General features: G+C 58.1%; 18 protein-coding genes and 3 pseudogenes. 2 read left to right on the top strand and 19 right to left on the bottom strand.

Annotated elements, in window-relative coordinates:
* Window positions 1-4 precede the first annotated feature (4 nt).
* Window positions 5-133 (top strand): annotated as a pseudogene (locus NMG46_RS28220) (GDP-mannose 4,6-dehydratase); the annotation flags it as partial.
* On the opposite strand, the gene NMG46_RS28215 reads toward NMG46_RS28220, so the two are convergent.
* From NMG46_RS28215 to cysD, 10 genes and pseudogenes are all read right to left on the bottom strand, one after another.
* Window positions 101-964 (bottom strand): metallophosphoesterase, encoded by an 864-nt coding sequence (locus tag NMG46_RS28215; RefSeq protein WP_254820587.1) that lies wholly within the window; start codon window positions 962-964, stop codon window positions 101-103. The pseudogene NMG46_RS28220 and the gene NMG46_RS28215 overlap by 33 nt on opposite strands.
* On the bottom strand, window positions 961-2148 hold the full coding sequence (locus NMG46_RS28210) for an ATP-grasp domain-containing protein (RefSeq protein WP_254820598.1): 1188 nt from the start codon (window positions 2146-2148) through the stop codon (window positions 961-963). Before NMG46_RS28210 ends, NMG46_RS28215 begins: the two co-directional genes overlap by 4 nt.
* A gap of 425 nt (window positions 2149-2573) precedes the next feature.
* Window positions 2574-2685 (bottom strand): annotated as a pseudogene (locus NMG46_RS28205) (ISAs1 family transposase); the annotation flags it as partial.
* 85 nt (window positions 2686-2770) lie between these two features.
* Window positions 2771-3082 carry an inositol monophosphatase family protein gene (locus NMG46_RS28200; RefSeq protein ID WP_254820586.1) on the bottom strand — a complete coding sequence of 104 codons (312 nt, stop codon included), beginning with the start codon at window positions 3080-3082 and terminating at the stop codon, window positions 2771-2773.
* 64 nt (window positions 3083-3146) lie between these two features.
* Window positions 3147-3446: an inositol monophosphatase family protein gene (locus tag NMG46_RS28195; RefSeq protein WP_254820597.1), complete on the bottom strand. Its 300-nt coding sequence runs from the start codon at window positions 3444-3446 to the stop codon at window positions 3147-3149.
* Window positions 3447-3761: 315 nt separating this feature from the next.
* Window positions 3762-4157 carry a type II toxin-antitoxin system VapC family toxin gene (locus NMG46_RS28190; protein WP_254820585.1) on the bottom strand — a complete coding sequence of 132 codons (396 nt, stop codon included), beginning with the start codon at window positions 4155-4157 and terminating at the stop codon, window positions 3762-3764.
* A complete protein-coding gene (locus tag NMG46_RS28185) occupies window positions 4157-4402 on the bottom strand; it encodes a type II toxin-antitoxin system VapB family antitoxin (protein ID WP_254820584.1) in 246 nt (81 codons plus the stop codon). The genes NMG46_RS28190 and NMG46_RS28185 overlap by 1 nt, the downstream gene beginning before the upstream one ends.
* A 218-nt stretch (window positions 4403-4620) precedes the next feature.
* Window positions 4621-5409: a 3'(2'),5'-bisphosphate nucleotidase CysQ gene (gene cysQ / locus NMG46_RS28180; RefSeq protein WP_254820596.1), complete on the bottom strand. Its 789-nt coding sequence runs from the start codon at window positions 5407-5409 to the stop codon at window positions 4621-4623.
* A 10-nt stretch (window positions 5410-5419) separates the two neighbouring features.
* On the bottom strand, window positions 5420-7357 hold the full coding sequence (gene cysN, locus NMG46_RS28175) for a sulfate adenylyltransferase subunit CysN (RefSeq protein ID WP_254820583.1): 1938 nt from the start codon (window positions 7355-7357) through the stop codon (window positions 5420-5422).
* 2 nt (window positions 7358-7359) lie between these two features.
* A complete protein-coding gene (cysD, locus tag NMG46_RS28170) occupies window positions 7360-8265 on the bottom strand; it encodes a sulfate adenylyltransferase subunit CysD (protein WP_254820582.1) in 906 nt (301 codons plus the stop codon).
* A gap of 141 nt (window positions 8266-8406) precedes the next feature.
* Between cysD and NMG46_RS28165 the strand changes: the two genes are divergently transcribed.
* The gene (locus tag NMG46_RS28165) at window positions 8407-8706 is read left to right on the top strand and encodes a hypothetical protein (RefSeq protein WP_254820581.1); all 300 of its coding nucleotides are present in this window, start codon (window positions 8407-8409) and stop codon (window positions 8704-8706) included.
* A 93-nt stretch (window positions 8707-8799) separates the two neighbouring features.
* Here NMG46_RS28165 and rfbB read toward each other — a convergent pair whose 3' ends face one another.
* The 9 genes and pseudogenes from rfbB to NMG46_RS28120 all read right to left on the bottom strand — a co-directional run.
* The gene (gene rfbB / locus NMG46_RS28160) at window positions 8800-9870 is read right to left on the bottom strand and encodes a dTDP-glucose 4,6-dehydratase (RefSeq protein ID WP_254820580.1); all 1071 of its coding nucleotides are present in this window, start codon (window positions 9868-9870) and stop codon (window positions 8800-8802) included.
* A 325-nt stretch (window positions 9871-10195) separates the two neighbouring features.
* The gene (locus NMG46_RS28155) at window positions 10196-11515 is read right to left on the bottom strand and encodes an O-antigen ligase (protein WP_254820579.1); all 1320 of its coding nucleotides are present in this window, start codon (window positions 11513-11515) and stop codon (window positions 10196-10198) included.
* Window positions 11512-12765: a lipopolysaccharide assembly protein LapB gene (locus NMG46_RS28150; RefSeq protein ID WP_254820578.1), complete on the bottom strand. Its 1254-nt coding sequence runs from the start codon at window positions 12763-12765 to the stop codon at window positions 11512-11514. The genes NMG46_RS28155 and NMG46_RS28150 overlap by 4 nt, the downstream gene beginning before the upstream one ends.
* Window positions 12653-15031 (bottom strand): polysaccharide biosynthesis tyrosine autokinase, encoded by a 2379-nt coding sequence (locus NMG46_RS28145; protein ID WP_254820577.1) that lies wholly within the window; start codon window positions 15029-15031, stop codon window positions 12653-12655. The genes NMG46_RS28150 and NMG46_RS28145 overlap by 113 nt, the downstream gene beginning before the upstream one ends.
* A gap of 52 nt (window positions 15032-15083) precedes the next feature.
* On the bottom strand, window positions 15084-15875 hold the full coding sequence (locus NMG46_RS28140) for a polysaccharide biosynthesis/export family protein (RefSeq protein ID WP_254820576.1): 792 nt from the start codon (window positions 15873-15875) through the stop codon (window positions 15084-15086).
* Window positions 15872-16678, bottom strand: coding sequence for a tyrosine-protein phosphatase (locus NMG46_RS28135; protein ID WP_254820575.1), 807 nt, complete (start codon window positions 16676-16678; stop codon window positions 15872-15874). The genes NMG46_RS28140 and NMG46_RS28135 overlap by 4 nt, the downstream gene beginning before the upstream one ends.
* A gap of 561 nt (window positions 16679-17239) precedes the next feature.
* Window positions 17240-17719 (bottom strand): hypothetical protein, encoded by a 480-nt coding sequence (locus tag NMG46_RS28130; RefSeq protein ID WP_254820574.1) that lies wholly within the window; start codon window positions 17717-17719, stop codon window positions 17240-17242.
* Window positions 17720-18103: 384 nt separating this feature from the next.
* Entirely contained in the window at window positions 18104-18577 is a 474-nt protein-coding gene (locus NMG46_RS28125) for a hypothetical protein (RefSeq protein ID WP_254820573.1), read from the bottom strand.
* A 97-nt stretch (window positions 18578-18674) separates the two neighbouring features.
* Window positions 18675-19218, bottom strand: a pseudogene (locus NMG46_RS28120) (AGE family epimerase/isomerase); the annotation flags it as partial.

Below are 19218 nucleotides of genomic sequence, written 5' to 3'. Positions count from 1 at the left end.
CCCGGAGCGCGTGGTCGTTACCTCGACCAGCGAGGTGCATGGGACGGCGATCGCGATGCCGATCTGTGAATCGAACACTTTCCAGGGACGATCTCCCTTTTCAGCGTCGAAGATCGGTGCGGATGAAATGGCGTAAGCGTTCGCCCAGGCTGCTTACCTGCCACTTTCGTACGGCGTCATAGAGGCCGAGAACAACAAGATATCGTCTCAGCGCTGCCCGGAGCGGCTGGGGGAGAGTAGCCAAGGGGGGCATCAGACCCGCTCTCCGCTTTTTTGCCAATGGAACAGACCAGTCATACGACACGCGCTTCACCTCGATGGCTTGGCGTGCGGTATCGAGAACTAAATAGGTGGCGCGTGGATCTGAGGTTCGCGATTCCCCGACCGATCCCGGATTGACAAGGTAGAAGGCACCCTCCTTGAGGTTGATCTCGTCGCCGTGAAGTTGTCGTGGCACGGAGTCCTGCCACTCGAAGACGCCAAGGCGGTGTGTGTGTCCGAAGGCACAGATCCGGATGCCAGAGGGGTGTTTCATGAGTGCCTCGAAGCTTTGTCGGCGCCGTTCGTCATCGTCTAATCGAACGGTTTCACAACCTTTCTCCGGGTGCAGCGCGCCATGAACCGCAATCAATTCGTCGCTAATCTCGGCCTTAAGAGGCAGTCCGGCAAGGAATGATACAGCTTCAGAACCGAGTCGCCGGCGTGTCCACAGGATCGCGCGAGCGCCGACAAAACCGAAATCGTCGGTGGTGATCTGTTCGCAGACAGCCCTGTCGTGATTTCCAGCTACGCATGCAACTCCTTTTTTTTGTAGGAGAGCTATGCACTCTGCCGGGTCTGTATTGTAGCCGACGATATCGCCAAGGCATATGATACGGTCCGCCGCTTGCGCAGAGATGTCGTCGAGAGTCGCCTGGAGTGCCTCGAGATTGGAGTGAACATCAGAGATGATCGCCAGCCTCATGCTGCCCTGCGTGTTGCGGATTGCACAAGACGAGACAGTCGTTTGCTAGCGTTCGAGATGCCCCGGTGCCACGCAGTTCGCAGCAGGACCGGATCATCCCAGTTCATATGCGAAATCGTCTCGCAGCGGATAACCCAGGGCAACCACGACAGCAGGGATACCCCGGTGGAGCGGGCAGCAATCAAATCGCTGGGGAGAGTGCACCATCGGACACCCGGACGGGCTTTTGCAGGAAGCGGGCGGGGTTGGCCAGTTAGATCCGCGTAGACCAGCGCTGGTATGTTGACACCTGCGCGTGCACCCAAGACATGCCAAAGATTGAAGCGCGGATTAACCTCCAGAAGGTGAAGTGCACCGTCTGGATCCCGTTTAAAATCCAACTTGGCGACGCCTCGTAGATCCAGCTTCTGAACCAGCGTGCGGCCGAGTGATGCGACATCCGCCGCATCCGTAGTCTCCAAGGCCGTGCTGTGACCACATGACGGCGGATACGTTCGTATTTTCCGCCCCGTAAATTCGCCGGCAATTTCGCCCCGATGATCAACATAGACATGATAGCTTTCGATGCGGCTTTCCGGCCCCGGTATCATGTCCTGAACGAGAAGGTCCATCTCGTTGTTGGCCAAACGGGGCCACAGCTCTCGGAATGCCTTCTCTGTGGCGACCTCGATTGCCTTGTTACTACCTGCGATCTGGTCCCAAGGTGATCGGCGCCTGAGGGGCTTGATGACGACCGGAAAGCGCAGATCAAGGGAAACGGGTGTCGAGCCTGGACTTGGGTGAATCCTTCGCGATGCCGGAACGGGAAGGCTCAGGCGTTCGGCCAAGATTTGGAAACGGGCTTTATCGACGAGGTCTTCCACCAGCGGCACTTCGGGCAGGATGAAACGGAAGGCCTGCCCCAGCCGCTCACGGTATCGCGACACGAACAGCAGATGGGAATCCTCTTCGAAGAAAAGGACGGGGCGCTCCTGCTGTACAGTGCCGAAGCGCAGCAACATATCCGCCAAACCGTCCAGGTTCTTTGAGAAGCTCTGCCAGGGGAGGACCGCCCTGACGAACCGCGAATAGGTGGCCGGGTCGCCAGGCGGCACCACAACCGCGCAAGAAACGCCGGCAAGGCCGAGAGGCCGGACCAGGTTCATATCGCCCATGACGCAAGCCATCGGGCCGACGACCGACATGCGATTCACAGGAGCTCCTCCTGTCTACCGCGGAACGTGAGCGCGATGCATACGAATCCTGTTTGCGCAGCTACGACCCACCGAACCCTCGCGACAGTGTACACCCGCGAAGCACATTTGGTAACGGTATAATCGTGGTGGTAAGTGCTGGCAGTCTTTCCTGGACAAATGCTGACCTCCATCGTCACTTTGGCCACAACTTGTGCTCTTTGTCGCGGACCTGGAAAAACAACCGACCGCCTTCCCTGGGTGCGACACGCGTCGGATCAGCCCCCCCTGGTCCGGAGCCCCTGCGCCCAGGGCTCCAACGCTGGATGGCCAACGTCGGTAAGCGCACAGACCCCCGCTCCGCCCTTGCGAACCACACACGACGTTGTGAAGCAGGATCTTGCCGGCGCGCGGGGAAATCGTTTTCAGGTCGCGCGGACGCGATTGAGAAGGGCTGTGTTGGCGGGAGCATTGTCCTTGCGGGCACGGCTGAGATCCTCGTCGGCATGGACATCGAGCATCGAGCATCCAATGCAGGCCGTTCTCGATCTGCGCTCTGGTGAGGTCGCGCGCCCGCCGCGCCGACATGAGCGTGGAGGCCAGTTGCGAGCGCGACCAGACGGGATCGGGTCCATCATCGCCTAAGTGGTCGTGGCAGCCTTGCCGCTAGCGATGAATGCGGGTTGGCGAAATCCTCGTCGTCACTCTGGTTCGCTTCCCGTAGGTGAGCGGCTCGCCGTCGAGCGTGCGTGCCGCCGGCGGCGCGCAGCACTGCATCGCCGGCGGCTGTATCCCACTCCATGGTACGACCAAAGCGCGGATAGACATCCGCCTCGGCGCCGGCGACAAGGCAGAATTTCAGCGAGGAGCCGACCGAGACGATCTCGGCAGCGCCAAGCGCGCGGATATAGGCGTCGGTTTCCGGCGCGTTGTGACCGGCTGGCAACTACGAGATCGTCGATCGCCAGCGGATTTCGGCAAGGGTCCGGTATGGTGCCGCTGACCGTCCGTCATTGATCTCGATCGCTTCCTTTGCCCGGCCGGCCGGAAAAGAAGCGGCCGGTCGCGAAAACGACGCCGATCTCGGGCACACCATGACGAACCAGAGCGATGTTGACTGTGAAATCGGTCCTGCGGTTGACGAACTCCTTGGTGCCGTCCAGCGGATCCATCAGGAAAAAGGCGTCGCCGAGATCGGGTGCCGCGGTGCCGGCCGAAGATTCTCCCTCGGCCACGCAAGGAATCAAGGAATTTCGGAAAATGCGGTACGCAACCCCGGCAAGGATGATCTTCTCGCTCTCTCGATCCACCTCCGTCACTGGCGAACTGTCTGACTTACTGTGGACGGCACAGCCGGCACGAAAGGCGCGCGCATCTTCCTCGATGTTGAGGCAATCGACGAGAACGGAGTCGAGCGGGCGAAGAAACGACTTTCGGAGGCGCTTCTGGCCTTAACCATCCGAAGCAAGCCCGCCGCATCTAGGTTCTTGAACGTGATGCAATGTGGGACCGTGGAACGGGCAACCTACTTTTGTTCCGTGACAGCCGGCTAGACCGTCGCACTGATTGGGAGCGCGACAAGCCGGTAAGCGACGCTTGCGCCCTGCGCCGCGAAACTGTGGCACTCACGCAGCCTCGATGTCGGTCTGCGGAAAGTCGGCGCCTTTGAACATTAATGGCTGGTTAAAATGTCGGGCACAAGCATAGGCGAAGCAGTCACCAACGTTCAGCCGCGCCGGGTGCCGGCCCTTGCCGAAGCGGTCGAAAGCGTCAAGCGCGAGTCGAGCCGTGTTCGGCGGCACCGCGACCATGTCAATCTCCATCAACGAGAGATAGCTTTCCACGGCCTCCGCCGCCTCGCTGATTGCCAAGTCCAAGACTCTCGCGACCGCGATTGCAGCCTCCCATACCGCAAGGGGCGAGGTTAGCCGCTTTCTGGTCTGCTGCATGCGTGCAAGGAGTTCGCGCGCATCATCCTCGTTGGTCATCAGCGCCGTCAGTGCCGAGGCATCGATGAACATCAGTCATTCTCGTACAGGCTGTCGCGAAACGCCTTGTCGGCGGGCCTGCCGTGATCAGGCTTGCCCCGGGCTCGCAGATCACGGCAGAACCTGACGCCGATCTCCACCAGGGACGGTCTAGCCTGTTCGCGCTCAAGCTCATGCTTAAGCGCGGCATGGACGGCCTCTGTCAGACCAGTCCTCTTAAGCGCGGCGACCCGGCGGGCCAGCGCGTCGGTCTCGGGATTCTTGATGTGGAACGCCATCACTCGCTCGTATAGCCGTTCAAGTATATCGGTATATAGCAATTTGGATACACCATGTGAAGGCCCCGCAGCATCGACCGGACACGAAGCGAATCGGCCACGCCGATCCAACTTTAGACTAGGTTGTTGTAACGCTGTGTTTATAGACCTCGAGCCGCACCTAAGGTCACTTGCAACACCCGCACTTTCGTACGGATCTGGAACTGCGCAATCGTCGTCTAGCCAGATCCAACAGCCTTGCCGCTGGCGATAAAATGCGGGTTGGCGAAATCCTCGTCGTCACTCTGGCTGCGCTTGCCGTAGGTGAGCGGCGCACCATCCAGAGTGCGCGTCATGCCGCCGGCAGCGCGTAGCACCGCATCACCCGCGGCAGTATCCCATTCCATGGTGCGGCCGAAGCGTGGATAGACGTCTGCCTCGGCGCCGGCGACGAGGCAGAATTTCAGCGACGAGCCGATCGAGACGATCTCGGAGGCGCCAAGCGCGCGGATATAAGCGTCGGTTTCCGGGGTGTTGTGGGAGCGGCTGGCAACGACGGTCAGCGGCACCATACCGGCCCTCGCCGAAATCGACTTACGATCGACGATCTCGTAGTCGTCATTGATCTCAATCGCTTCCGCTTTGCCCGGCCGGCCTGAAAAAAAGCGGCCGGTGCAAGGCGCGAAGACAACGCCAATCTCCGGGACCCCATGGCGAACCAGCGCGATGTTGACAGTGAAATCGGTCCGCCGGTTGACGAACTCCTTGGTGCCGTCGAGCGGATCGATGAGGAAGAAGGCGTCGCCGAGATCCGGCGCCATAATGCCGGCAGAGGCTTCCTCCTCGGCCACGCATGGAATCTTTGGAAATGCGGCGCGCAGCCCGGCAAGAATGATCTTCTCGCTCTCGCGGTCAGCCTCCGTCACCGGCGAACTGTCCAACTTGCTGTCGACCGCACAGCCGGCACGAAAGACGCGCATCACCTCGCGCCCCGCCGCCAAGGCAAGGTGCTCGAAGACGGCGAGCATCGCTTCGTCGTCAGATACCGCCGCCGCTGTCATATTGGTCTTCGGCAATGTCGCGCTCGATCAGCCAGTGTTCCAGGGCCTCCACCATCTCCTCGGCCGATTTGCCGAGTGTCTTGAGATGGATTTCGGGTTTTTCCGGCACCTCATACGGTGAATCGACGCCGGTGAAATTCTTGATCTCGCCGTTCAACGCCCGCGCATAGAGGCCCTTCGGATCGCGCCTGGCACATTCCTCGAAAGGTGTGTCGACAAACACCTCGACGAATTCGCCATCGGCCATCAATTCGCGCGCCATGCGCCGCTCTGCGCTGAACGGCGAAATGAACGACACGATGACGATCAGCCCGGCGTCGGCCATCAGGCGCGCCACTTCGGCGACGCGGCGAATGTTCTCGACACGATCGGCGTCGGTGAAGCCTAGATCGCGGTTGAGGCCGTGACGCACATTGTCGCCATCCAGAATGTAGGTATGACGGCCGGTGGCGAACAGCTTCTTTTCGAACAGATTGGCGATGGTCGACTTGCCCGAGCCCGAAAGCCCGGTGAACCAGAACACGGCCGGCCGCTGGTTCTTCATATCGGCGCGGCCGCGCTTGCCGACATCAAGCGACTGCCAGTGGATGTTTTCGGCGCGTCGCAGCGAATGCAGGATCATGCCGGCGCCGACCGTAGCATTGGTGATGCGGTCGATCAGGATGAAGGCGCCGGTGGTGCGGTTTTCGGCAAACGGATCGAAGGCGATCGGTGACCGCGTCGAGATGTTGCAGATGCCGACCTCGTTCATTTCAAGCGACTTGGCCGCCTCATGGGCGAAGTCGTTGACGTTGACGCGGTATTTCAGGTCGGTGACGGTGGCGCTGGTCTGGTCGGTTTCGGTGCGCAGGATGTAAGAGCGGCCGGGCAGCAGCGCATGTTCGTCGAACCAGACGATGTTGGCGGCGAACTGGTCGGCGACCTGCGGCCGCGCCGCCGGCGATACCAGCATATTGCCGCGCGAGACCTCGACCTCGTCGTCGAGGACAAGGGTGATGGCCTGGCCGGCAATAGCCTGCTGAAGATCGCCGCCATGCGAGACGATACGCCTGACACGGGAGGACTTGCCGGATTTCGCGACGACCACCTCGTCGCCCGGTGCAACCGATCCGGAAGCTATGGTGCCGGCGAAGCCGCGGAAATCGAGATTGGGACGGTTCACATATTGGACGGGAAAGCGGAATGGCAATTCGACCGCGGCCTCGTCGACCGAGACGGTTTCGAGATGTTCGATCAGCGTCGGGCCGGAATACCAGTCCGTCCTATCGGAACGGACGGTAACGTTGTCGCCATAACGGGCCGACATAGGAATCGGCACGATCGTCTGGAAGCCGAGCTCACGTGAGAACTGCCCGTAATCCGCGACGATCCGTTTAAACACCGCCTCGTCGAAGCCGACAAGATCGATTTTGTTGACGGCGAGCACGATGTGGCGGATGCCAAGCAGCGAGGCAATGATCGAATGCCGCCTTGTCTGGCGCAGTACGCCCTGGCGGGCGTCGATCAGCACGATGGCGAGATCCGCCGTCGATGCACCCGTCGCCATGTTACGCGTGTATTGTTCGTGGCCGGGCGTGTCGGCGACGATGAACTTGCGCTTCGGCGTGGCGAAGAAGCGATAGGCGACGTCGATGGTAATGCCTTGCTCGCGCTCGGCCTCGAGGCCGTCGACCAGCAGCGCGAAATCGATATCGTCGCCGGTGGTGCCGTGCTTGCGCGAATCGCGCTCGAGCGTGGCCAGCTGGTCCTCGAAAATCTGCTTGGTGTCGGAAAGCAGGCGCCCGATAAGCGTCGACTTGCCGTCGTCGACCGAGCCGCAGGTCAGGAAGCGCAGCAGCGACTTTCGTTCCTGTGCCGCCAGATAGTCGCGGACCGCGTCGGTTGGGGCGAGGCTCTTGGCCATGATGTGGCGCATGCTCAGAAATACCCCTCGCGCTTCTTCTTTTCCATCGAGCCGGCTTCGTCGCGGTCGATCAGGCGACCTTGCCGCTCGGACGTGCGCGCGGTGAGCATTTCGCCAACTATCGCCTCCAGAGTGTCGGCATCCGAGTCTATCGCGCCGGTCAGCGGATAGCAGCCGAGCGTGCGGAATCGCACCATCCGGTTCTCCACTGTTTCGCCGGGCCGCAGCTGCATGCGCTCGTCGTCCCTCAGGATAAGCATGCCGTCGCGTTCGACGATCGGCCGCTCCTTGGCCAGATACAGCGGCACGATCGGGATGTCTTCCTGGAGAATGTACTGCCAGATGTCGAGCTCGGTCCAATTCGACAACGGGAACACCCGGATCGATTCACCGGCAGCGATGCGGGTGTTGAATATCTTCCACATCTCCGGCCGCTGGTTCTTCGGATCCCAGACGTGCTGGGCGTTGCGGAAGGAGAAGATGCGCTCCTTGGCGCGCGACTTCTCCTCGTCGCGACGGGCGCCGCCAAAGGCTGCGTCAAACCCGTATTTGTCAAGCGCCTGCCGAAGAGCAACCGTCTTCATCACATGCGTATGCGTGTTGGAGCCGTGGTCGAACGGGTTGATGTTGTCGCGCACGCCGTCTTCATTGACATGGACCAGGAGGTCGAAGCCGAGCTTTTGCTGCATCTGGTCGCGAAAGGCGATCATCTCACGGAATTTCCAGGTCGTATCGACATGGAGAAAGGGAAACGGCGGCTTGGCCGGATAGAATGCCTTCATAGCCAGGTGCATGAGCACGGACGAATCCTTGCCGACCGAATAGAGCATGACCGGCTTGGCAAAAGCCGCGGCCACTTCGCGAAAAATATGGATGGATTCGGCCTCGAGCCGCTGAAGGTGCGTAAGCGCGATGTTCATAGACTATAAACTTCTCACATTCCATCCACAGAAGGGCCTGTATCATCAACGGGCGCGATCTTCAGCCGCCCGATTCAAGCTGCACTTCTGGATAATCTATTCTCGTGCAGGCCTTCTAGCAGATCGTTCCTCCCCAGAACAATGCAAGACACGCCTGCGGCCGACTGGTTCGGGAATGAATTTTCCGTGCAGCAGGCCCATTCTGGAAATTTCGGCTCAGCGACCACATCCGCTTTGGAGCGGCAGGAAAATATTGCCTGGGCCGTGGAAACGCTACATGTCGTTTTCGAAACCTTGGCTGCCAGCGCGCCATTTGACCTCGAAGGCAAGGTCCGGTTCCTCTTTGGCCTTGGCGAGGCGGTGCAGCTCGCGGCGGAAACGAGCAGATCGAGTGGCTGCGAGCGCGGGAGGAATGATTCCGGCCTCGCCGGATTGAGCTGAGGCCGGCCGACTACAGTGATCTCTCGAAGCTGGGTCAAATAGGCACGCTCGACCGAGCTATTAACTACCTGGTCTCGCGTGGTGACACAAGCCTCACACGGCACCCACGCGCGCCTCGCCAAGCCGCTCGCCTGTATAGTGGTCGCGGCGGATCGGCCCCCACCACCATTCGTTCTGGAGGTACCAGTCGACCGTTTTGGCGAGGCCGCTGGTGAATGTCTCGCGCGGCGCCCAGCCCAGATCGAGCCGTATCTTGGAAGCGTCAATCGCATAACGGCGGTCGTGGCCAGGGCGATCCGCGACAAATGCGATGAGATCGCGATACCGCCGAGACCCGGAACGGGGCCGTCTATCGTCCAGAATGCTGCAGATTGCCTCGACCACCTCCATGTTGCTGCGTTCCGAGCCGCCACCGACATTGTAGCTCTCGCCGACTACACCTCGGGTAGCGATTATGGACAAGGCGCGGGCGTGGTCTTCGACGAAGAGCCAATCGCGCACGTTACTGCCGGCGCCGTACACCGGCAGCGGCTTCTCGTCGAGAGCGTTCAAAATGACGAGCGGGATCAGCTTTTCGGGAAACTGCCGAGGACCGTAATTGTTGGAGCAGTTGGAAAGCACGACCGGGAGGCGGTAAGTTCTATGCCAGGCACGCACCAAATGATCGGATGCGGCCTTCGAAGCCGAGTACGGCGAGGATGGCGCGTATGGCGTCTGTTCAGTAAAAACACTGTTGTCGAACGGCAAATCGCCGAACACCTCGTCGGTCGAAACGTGGTGGAAGCGGAACCGGCTTTTTCTCTTGCCGGGGAGCCTGCTCCAATATTCCAGCGCCGAATTCAGCATTCGGTAGGTGCCAACAATGTTGGTCTCGATAAACGCAGCGGGCCGGTCGATCGACCGGTCCACATGGCTTTCGGCGGCCAGATGCATGACAATGTCGATCTCATCGCGATTTAGAATGTCCAGAACCGCCCTCGCGTTACAAACGTCGGCGTGCTCGAACTTATAATTGTGGGCGTTCTCAATAGCTCGCAGCGACGCTAGGTTTCCCGCGTAGGTGAGCTTGTCGAGATTGGTCACACGATATACCGGGTTGCTGCATAAATGTCGGCAGACCGCAGAACCAATGAAACCGGCGCCGCCGGTCACCAGAAAGTTCATCCCGCTCCCCTCATGCAATCACCCTCGAATAGTGTCGGTACCTGAATAGTACCTCGGTGTCCGGCTCGACGGTAATGAGATCGTATGCCCCTTGGCACCGGCATTTGATTGTCCTTTTCCGCGGAATCCGTCGAGCCACTCATTTTCGGATGTCTTGCAGCCGCCGGGGATGCCCTGCGTCGAGACCTGCGTCTGAAAAACTGCTTTTCGCTGTAGCTTTTCGACGAAGTATCATCTTGCTTCGTAGAACCTTGGGGACGGCTACGAGGCCGACTGACCGGCTCTCAAGCACCTACGTCAACGTACACAATAGCCACGAAGGTTTCTAAGATGAAGCTTCGATGGGAACAAAAATTTTTCCACCATTGTGATCAATCTCCATCACCTCACTCTTGCGATTCAATCGTACCGGAAACCCGGTGTGAAAGATGATGGCGTTCAAATAGGCAAATGTCATTGCGAGCGCCGCGGTTCGCAGTGGATAGTCAACCAGTGAATGGATGAGAAGAAAGGAAACCGAGAGAAACGCTGCTTTCTGAAGCGGATCTCGACGGATTCTGGCAAACGAAGCAAGAAGCAACGCAAGATAAAATGCCATCAGCAGAATAGCGAGAACTCCACCCTCGAAGGCGATTTCCAGATAGTCATTGTGGGCATGATTCACGAACATTTTGAAAATCATCCCCTCCTTTTCGTAAATCTGATAGGCTTTTTGAAAATTGCCGAACCCAACACCAGTTGCCCAATTGTCCTTGATTCCATCAATAGTGGTACGGGCAAATTCTCCTCGCCCGAAAGCCGAATCGACCTCCCTAGCATCGATCGTCGTCCATGCGCCTATTGTGTAGGCTGACAGCCCTATGAAAATTAACAGGATGCTCCATCCGCTCATTCTTGAGCGCGCTGAAAGAAAGACAACGGACAGTACGGTAATCGCGAGCCCAATCAGGACGCCGGCACGCGAACCGGCGGCCAGGAGAAGCAGCAAAAGCGTGACCAACCCGAGCAGTCCAGACAAGAGATATCCGCGGAACAGACCATGGTAGACGACGAAGGGAATGGACACAAAAAGCAAAGCCGCAAAATGGTTCCGGTTGGCGAACAGCCCGGCATTGATCGTAAAAGGCAACAATCCCTCGATGGCGACGTTGTCAGAGAGCGAATATTGAATCGCTCCCGCCAAGCCATTGCAGATAACGCCCATGAAAAAGAACGGGAGAAGCGCCTGGACCTGCTCGGTTCGCAAACGCAACACGCTCAAGAAAAACGCTGCCGCTGCCACTAAGTACAACAGACATTCGATCGTGCGTCCCACGCCAAGGCTGACGAATCGAAATCGGGTTTCTCCAACAAGCGAGGAATCCGCGAGCAACAGTTCTGGCCGCAACCCGTTGAGCATCGAGGCCGGTAGCGGGACGATTTGCAAAACCACCAATGCCACGGCGAAGACAAGCAGCCATACAACAGTCTGGGGAACCCTTTGGCCAAACGGCTGTGAAAGGACGGCCGCTGCTGAGATAATCGTCGCGACTTCAATCAGCGTGTCGGTATAGAGGCCGCTTGCGGTCCCCCCGCCGATCAGCAGCGATACGAACATAACCGACCCGAGGAGATATTTGTCCCATTCCGATGGCCGGTCGTTCAAGATGGAAGTCTCTCGATGCTCAACTTGTGCATTATCAATGTGCCGACATATCGAAACCGCCAGCTCTCAGCGATGGTGGCAGTCTCCAGCCGCAACAATTGCATGGGACAGGTATCGGGACCAATCAAAAAATCCTGACTGAGGGCCTGGCGATTGAATGTACCCTCCGGAATATTGAACTGTGTAATTTCGCTGATTGGGCACCTTAGAGACCAGTATAACCCCTTTGGAAGCTTCAGGTTTCTTGCAGATGCGATCAGAGAAATCTTATAAGATCCCGGTGGAAGCGCGATATACTGCTGAAGAGCATAGTTCTTGACTGGCGTATTCAGGAAACGGACCGTTGCTCCGCCCTCGCCTTCGACCGCGTCCCGAGATGTTGCGAACGTGACTTCCATACCCGACTGATCGCGGATCTGCCAATCGAAAAGCTTTCTGCTCGATACCGGCTCGAACGTGCTGTTGAAAATGTAGCCCCCCAATTTCCGTTCCTGATCGGACAGGCTGAAAAGAAAGAACCGATATGCGGCTTCAAACTTCTTCTGACGGACATAGCCGTTGATCACAAAGGACAGTTCGTCCGAACTCGGTGGTGCGCTTGACCCGGACAACTCCAGCAGCAGCCGATTAGCGAATTCGAGCCCCTCGGAAGTGGTGCCAAGAGCGGACAGCACACTGCCTCTCCAGGGCGCCCCAGTCTTGAGGGCTGCCAGCATCGCTTGGTATCCGTCAGGATTGGAGAGGATTGTCGGCAGGCCCTCGGCGATTTCTGGAAACCGATCCGGCCATCGCCGCAATAAAATATCGATCTCGCCGACAGCCTTTGACAGATTGCCCATTTCAATCGAGTGGCCGATGGACCTCTGAAGCGCATGGATTTCTGTCTTGGACAGTTTTCGAGCTTGGTCGAAAAGCTCATAAGCTTTGTCTTTTTCGCCCTGCCGGTATTTGATCTCGCCGATCAAGCTGTAGAGCCGCGCGTCCACCAGATCGAAGCGAAGCGCGCCTTCGGCCTTGGCAAGTAAGCCATCGAGGTCAGGAGTATTGTTTGTATCGTTCAGCTCGTCGGTAATTTTACCGATCACCGCGTCGACATTCAACGGATCCAGCGCGAGCGAAACGGCCGGCGTCTTGGTCTCAAGAAGCCGACTTAGACCGATCGACGAAGCCGCCAACACTAGAACGGATGCGACGAACCAAACGCTTGAACGCCGGAGATTTTCCATAAGCGGGCTGGCCTGCTCCGTCATCCACTTTACCCTCAATTTTCGGGGTACTCGAGCCGTAGTCGTAGTACTGGTAGTTCATGTATTTGTAGGCGTAGTTGTAATCGAACTTGTTCACCGCAAATTTCGACATCGCGGCTCCGACCACATTAGCGCCGGCGGCTCGCAGGCGCTTCAACGCTGTCTTGGCCGACTTGCGCGTGACCTGATTGGTTGAGATGACCATCAGCGTACCCTCGGCAAGCCGGCTGAGGATAGGTGCATCCGAAAGACCGACAACCGGCGGTGCATCGATGACAACAAGGTCGAAGCGCTTGCCGAGGTTGGTGATGATTAGCGCCATCTTGGGCGAGGAAAGCAGATCCGCAGGGTTCGGCGGGATCGTTCCGGACGTCAAAACGGTTACATTCGGATATTTCGTCGCCCTGAAAATGCTTGCAAGATCCTCCTTGCGAACGGTGTTTGTCAGGAGATTGCTGAGGCCGATCGTGTTGTCGAGACCAAACAGCCGATGAAGGTTCGGCTTTCGAAGATCGCCATCGACGATGAGAACTCTCGCACCGAGCGCGGCAAAATCCTGCCCGAGCTTGAACGACGTCGTCGACTTGCCTTCCGAGGGCTCCGAGCTGGTGACCAGCAACGATCGCGGTGCGCCTTCGGCGCCGGAGAACTGCAACGATGTTCGAAGCGAACGGTAGGCTTCGGAGAGCCCTGATTTCTGATCGGAGATGCTGGCTATGAGTTCCCGGTCATCGACAAGCGGGAGGATACCGAGCATCGCCAACCCCAATTCCTTTTCGATCTGCTCAGGATTGGTGAATGTGTTGTTCAACAACTCGATAATATAGACTATCGACGCGCTCAGAGCCATGAAAAGGGCCAGAGCGACCGCAAGGTTGACGCTGAGGCGCGGAGAATAGGGAGCCGTGGGCTGCGTCGCGAAATCGACGACCGCGGCACTTTGTGTCTTGAGCTCGGAGCTCACGCCAACATCATTCAGCTTGGCAATAAGGTTGTCATACTGCGATCGGTTCGAATCGACCTCGCGCTTGAGGATGGTGTATTTGATGTTTTTATCGTTGAAGATAACCTGTTGCTTCTCCATCTCGGCGAGTTTTGACTTAAGGTCGGCTTCCTTGTTCTGAGCTTCCTGATATTTCTGCCGCAGAGAGTCGGTTATCGTCAAAACGCCGTTGTTATAGAGCCTTTGCAATTCCTTGATCTGCGACTGAAGCTGCTGCATTTCCGGAAAACCGGGCTTCAGTATGCCCAATTTCTGCTGATACTGGCTGGTCAAATCCGCCAGTTTTTCGCTGAGTTTCTGCAGGCCTTCGCTTTCCAGGACCGGACCGAGGCTTGAGCCGCGACCTTTGTCGATTTGCTCCACGACCCGTCCGGCGTCAAGACGATCCTGGATTGCCTTCGCCAGCGCAGTGTTCAGGGCCTCGATGTTCGATCCTATCAGGGACTTGTCGTCGCCGGTTATCGTGATGCCGGCATCCTTTGCATAGGCGACCAGTTCCTCCTCGGATTTCTGGAGCTTTTGCTTTACCTGCAAAACCTGTTCCTGAATGAATTGCCGTGCCAGGTCGGAAGTCTCGCTGGTCTGATCGAGGCGTTGGTCGATAAAGCTTTGTGCGACCTGGTTGGCTACATCACTCGCATATTTCGGTTTCTGGTCGGCAAACGTTATCGATAGCAGGCTTGTGTTGGTGACCAGATTGACGGTGAGGTCGTTTAGAATACGATTGATCGCAATCGCCTCGCGTTCCTCAGGGGTTTTTTCCTCGATGGAAGGGGTTTTGGCAACTCCGAACGCACGGTAGAAAATATTGCTAGGCGAGAAGTTCGGCGTCGGAAAGAGGAAGTCCGGCTTTTCGCTGAGACCGAGCTGGAAGACTACGCGCTGCGCCAGTGCGCGGCTTTTCAGCTTTTCCTTGGCCGTCAGAAATGCCCGCACGTCGGTGCTTTCGGACACTGCTTCAATGTCCTGGAAGACCTTGGCCGAAGGAACCAGCACTTCCAGTTGCGTTGTCGCCTGATATTTTGGCGTCTGCATCATGGTAACGATGACGCCGGCGACAAGCCCCGCCGCCGCCATCATGACGATCAGCCAGCGATATTGGACAACATAGAAAAATAGCTTGAGTGGATTAAATCCCTCCTCCGCCTCCAGGTGATCGCGACCGTACGGACTATAGTTTTGCGCCCCGTCATAATACAGGTCCGCGGACAAGGCCTGGCCGTGTCCTGGACCTGCGATTTGATGCTGCCTGTTACGATCGAGCATGGTGCAAGGCAATCCTAAGTTCGTCGTGTGCTAAATTCCGATATGCTGTGGGTTATAGTCCCGGAACCACCGCAAGTCGGGCTGCGCTTGATGCGACACCGAGAGCATCCTTGAGATTGTTCATCGCTATTTTCGATTTCGAGGCGAAGACGACAATCTTGTCGCCACCATAGATGCGTGGATTGCGGCTCTTGCCGGCACGAATCTCCTCCACATTGTAATTAGCAACCAGCGTATTTGAGCCAACATTACGATAAACAAAGACCTTTTTTGCATCACCAACGGCATTGAACCCTCCGGCAAGGGCGATCGCATCGATAAGAGAGGAGTTGCTGGATACTGGAAAGATTCCGCCCCTGGTGACTTCACCGTCGACAGTAATGCGCTGGCCAATCGACTCCTTGACGAAAACCGAGACATCGGGCGACTGCAGATATTTGGCGCCGTATGCCGTTTCGATTTCCTTCTCCAATTGACGGACAGTCTTTCCCGCTGCGTTCATGGTTCCGATAAGTGGAAGCGAAATCTGCCCGCCAGCATCTATCTGAACGGTTCTGTTCAGATTGTCGACTTGGAACACATTCACCTCGAGCACATCGTTCGGAGACAAGGGCTGCTCGCTGCCGTTCTGGGTGTTTTGCGGCGCAGGCAGGTCTTTTACGACCTGCAGAGCACCGCCGCCCGAAAGTGGCGCCGAAGATGAGGTAAGTTGCAGCGCATCGACCGAAGTCGGCGAAGACGAGGTCGCTGACGAGGTGCTCGTGCAGGCAGACGCCATGACTGAAGCGAACAGGACACATGTTGCGCCAGCATAGCGTTTTGCGAAATGAATAACTCTCATCATGCGGTTCCGCCCTTCAACAAGCGACTCAATCCCGCAAAGCGGCCGGCATTGCCAGGGGCCTGCTTCGCCCGTGCTTTTCCGACCGGCTCGATAGGCCGGTTTGCCAAAATCTGGCCTGGACGTTTCAACACCATATTGTGGGCCTCATCCTCTCCACATCGCTTTGCGGCAGCGGCAACTGCCTGCGACAGCCCGGGACGCCGGCGGGTGGCGCCATGGGTGTCCGATGCGATAATATCTACCCTGCCTTCGTCAATCAGCTTTTCCGAATAATAAAGCGCCGTGCGTCCAAAAGCACCAACAATCGAGTCCGCCGTAAGCTGGATGAGGCACCCTGCTGCATTCAACCTCTCGACGACATCATAATTTGACTTGATCCAGGTCAGTCGTTCGGGATGAGTAAGAATCGGAATGAAACCGGCGCTTATGAGGCGCAAGGCAAGATCTTCCAGTCTTGGCGGCAAAACGTGGTGCGGCGGCTCGAATAGAAAATAGCGGGACCTGTTTAAAGTTGGCACTTTGCCGAGCGCCAACTGCTCCGGTAGATCGGGCGCAATATGGACATCGGCACCGACGTAAAGGGCAAGCGGTATCGCGGCGCGGCGCAGCGCCTCTTCCAATCCTTGAACCGCGCGAGCAATATTTGCCGATCCATTTTCATACATGCCCGGCACTATATGCGGCGTGCATGCCATGTGGGTCGTCCCGTCGGCCACCGCCAGTCGCGCCATCTCCAACGATTCAGCAAGACTGGGCGAGCCGTCGTCGAGGCCAGGCAAGATATGGGAATGCAGGTCGATCATTGATGTTTCTGGCCGCGCCGAAGAAACGCGGCAACTCGGCCCACGAAACACGCGAATGCATTACTCGCGGAATTGTTGAGAACGCATTTACTCAGCCCATGCAAAGCGACTGGTGTCGGGTTCCAACTGTTGGCCGACAGAGTTGCCGTCATCATGCGGGCCGATGACCGGCGCTGCCGCACCACCAATCGCAGCGCCACTCAAACAGAACCGGCCCGAGGCCAGGCCCGGAACTGGCAGGAACGATTGTCATCCCGGATGTATCGAGCGATACGCACATGCCACCTTCTGCAGGATCGACTTTTACCGTCGCTTTCGCCGGCGCGTCGAACGCACAAACTGCTCCAATACGCAGCGAAATCAATGATCGCGATCGGGTCATGATACGCGCGTCAGATAGACCGGTGCCCAGCTTCCGTCCCGGCATATCCGTCCGCCTGGAACATCCGCACGTCGCCCTGGCATGGCGACAGCAACCCACCAAGGCAAATCCCACACCATAAAACACAATACAGCAGAGGCGCCACACGCCCCTGCCGCCATTGCCCGTTTGGTGCGTGCCTACCGGCTGACCCCGTTATCGTCATCCTGCGTTGCAGCAAGAATCCCAGCCGCACCAGCCATGCCCACAAAAATGCCGAGCGGCACCCAAGATTTGTCACCAGGATCCCCGATCGCGGCAGTCTGTTCAGAGCCTACGACCTTCAGGCAGATCTTGTTCTCGACACGGGAAATGTCGAGGCTCGAATTCGCCGGCACATTGAGACTACAGCCCCCGACATTGACAGAAGCTGACCCTTTGGCGCCAACCACCACGCGGCTTCCAAAATCCAAGGGGCTGCCCGCTTTGGCAGGACCATAACCTGCCGTCTGCGAAACCATCACATCGCCATTGGCATGCCCAATCGATCCGATTGAACTTGCCACCCCTTGATAAGCCGTCGCGCAGGTGCATGACGCATCCTGAGCGAACGACGAAACAGGACCAAAACTGATCGAGGCGACCAATCCAGCCAACGCACTTTTCACAACAAGGTTCATTCGTTCAGATCCTTTTGTCCCGCGCTACCTCAGACCCACCCAATCACCAAGGCACTACAAAAAAGCGCGTAACAGCTTTTCTCTTCGATTCCAACCCATTTCGCATTTGCGAGATGTTTTTGGTTTCCGCTGTGTTCCAACAAACACAGTCATTAAGGGAATTTAAAATATATCGGTCCTGTTGCCGGCTATCCATTAGCGATTGTCGGAGAAGCTTTTTTGGGCCAATCTCGCCAAAATGGCTATTGGGCTGGCCGATCGGCGGCAAAAGGAGGAGCAGCCGCAATGGCGGCGCCGATCGGGCAAGCAGTCGATTGCGTCTGATGTCGGCGGTCTTGCGCCTTCGGCCCCCTTCACGATTTAGGGCGCGGGCGGAAGGTAAGGCTACGAGCCTGACGAGCAAGACTTGTAGGTTGAACCCGCCTGCGCGGGGAGCCCGCACAAGATGCCGCCCTCGGCGAGCTTCGCGGCCAAATCCGTGCCGTCGGAGGTGAAGCACTGCACGACGATTGCGTCACCGAATTTTGACGCGACATTGCCATCGCAAGGCGTGCCCGTGCCGACAGTCTTGCAGTTCAGGACGAGCCCTTGGTAATCCCGACGCACTGCCTCCGTCACAATGGCGCGCAGGGACTGGGGTTTGGCAAACGCGACGCCGCACAGCACGATCTTGCGGCCGGCCACGCGAAGATCGTCGATCGATTGAATGGCAAGCTTGCCCTCAAATGGCTCAAGGGTCGCTAGCGGCTTCGGCGGCTGCGAACGAACCTTCGTTCCTCGCTCCATGATGATGACGAAGAAGCCAATCGCAAAGACAGAGGCAACCAATGCAAGCAAGCCTATTTTCTTGAGCGACAAAATCCTTGCTCCCGCGGTGCCAAGCACACCTGTCTGTCGCCGACGCCCGACATTTGCCTCGTTCAATCGGCGAAATTCTCTATTCGGTCAAACCATTCTACCGAGGCTTGCCGGCGGTGTCGTCGAGATACTGGGTCAGCGCGCAGACGAGATGATAGAAGATGCTGGCCGGCACCTCGTTTGCCAGCGAGCGGCCACGCTCGTCGATGCGGTCGATCCACAGGCCGAGCGGTGCCGGATTGATGTGCCAGCGAAACAGCCGGCCGACCCGCGCCTCGATTTCCGGCTTCAGGTCGGGACCCCCCGAACCGTCCAGCGCGATCGCCGCCTTGATCGCTTCGGCCTGCGGCCAGCTGCGCGAGACGCGGTCGAGCGGCAGTCCTTGCCGCGAGACGGCGCCATAGGCGAGCCCCGTGGCGTGATTGAGGCCGGTGGCGATGGCCGAGGCGTAAAGCTTCCTGGCGCGCTCGGCTTCCATTCATGGTCGAAATATTCGCCCAGCGTCCAACTCTCGGGGTCGAAGAAATGGCTGCGGAACAGATCGACGATGCGCGCGGCGCGGCGGAGATGAGCGCGCTCGCCGGTCGCCTGATGCCAGGCCAGGAACGCCTCGAGCAGATGCATGTGCGGGTTGGAGCGGC

This window comes from Mesorhizobium sp. LMG 17147 (genome assembly GCF_024297145.1).
Classification (GTDB): domain Bacteria; phylum Pseudomonadota; class Alphaproteobacteria; order Rhizobiales; family Rhizobiaceae; genus Mesorhizobium.
Note: the sequence above shows the minus strand (reverse complement) of the source record. Positions and strands in the feature narration are given on the sequence as shown.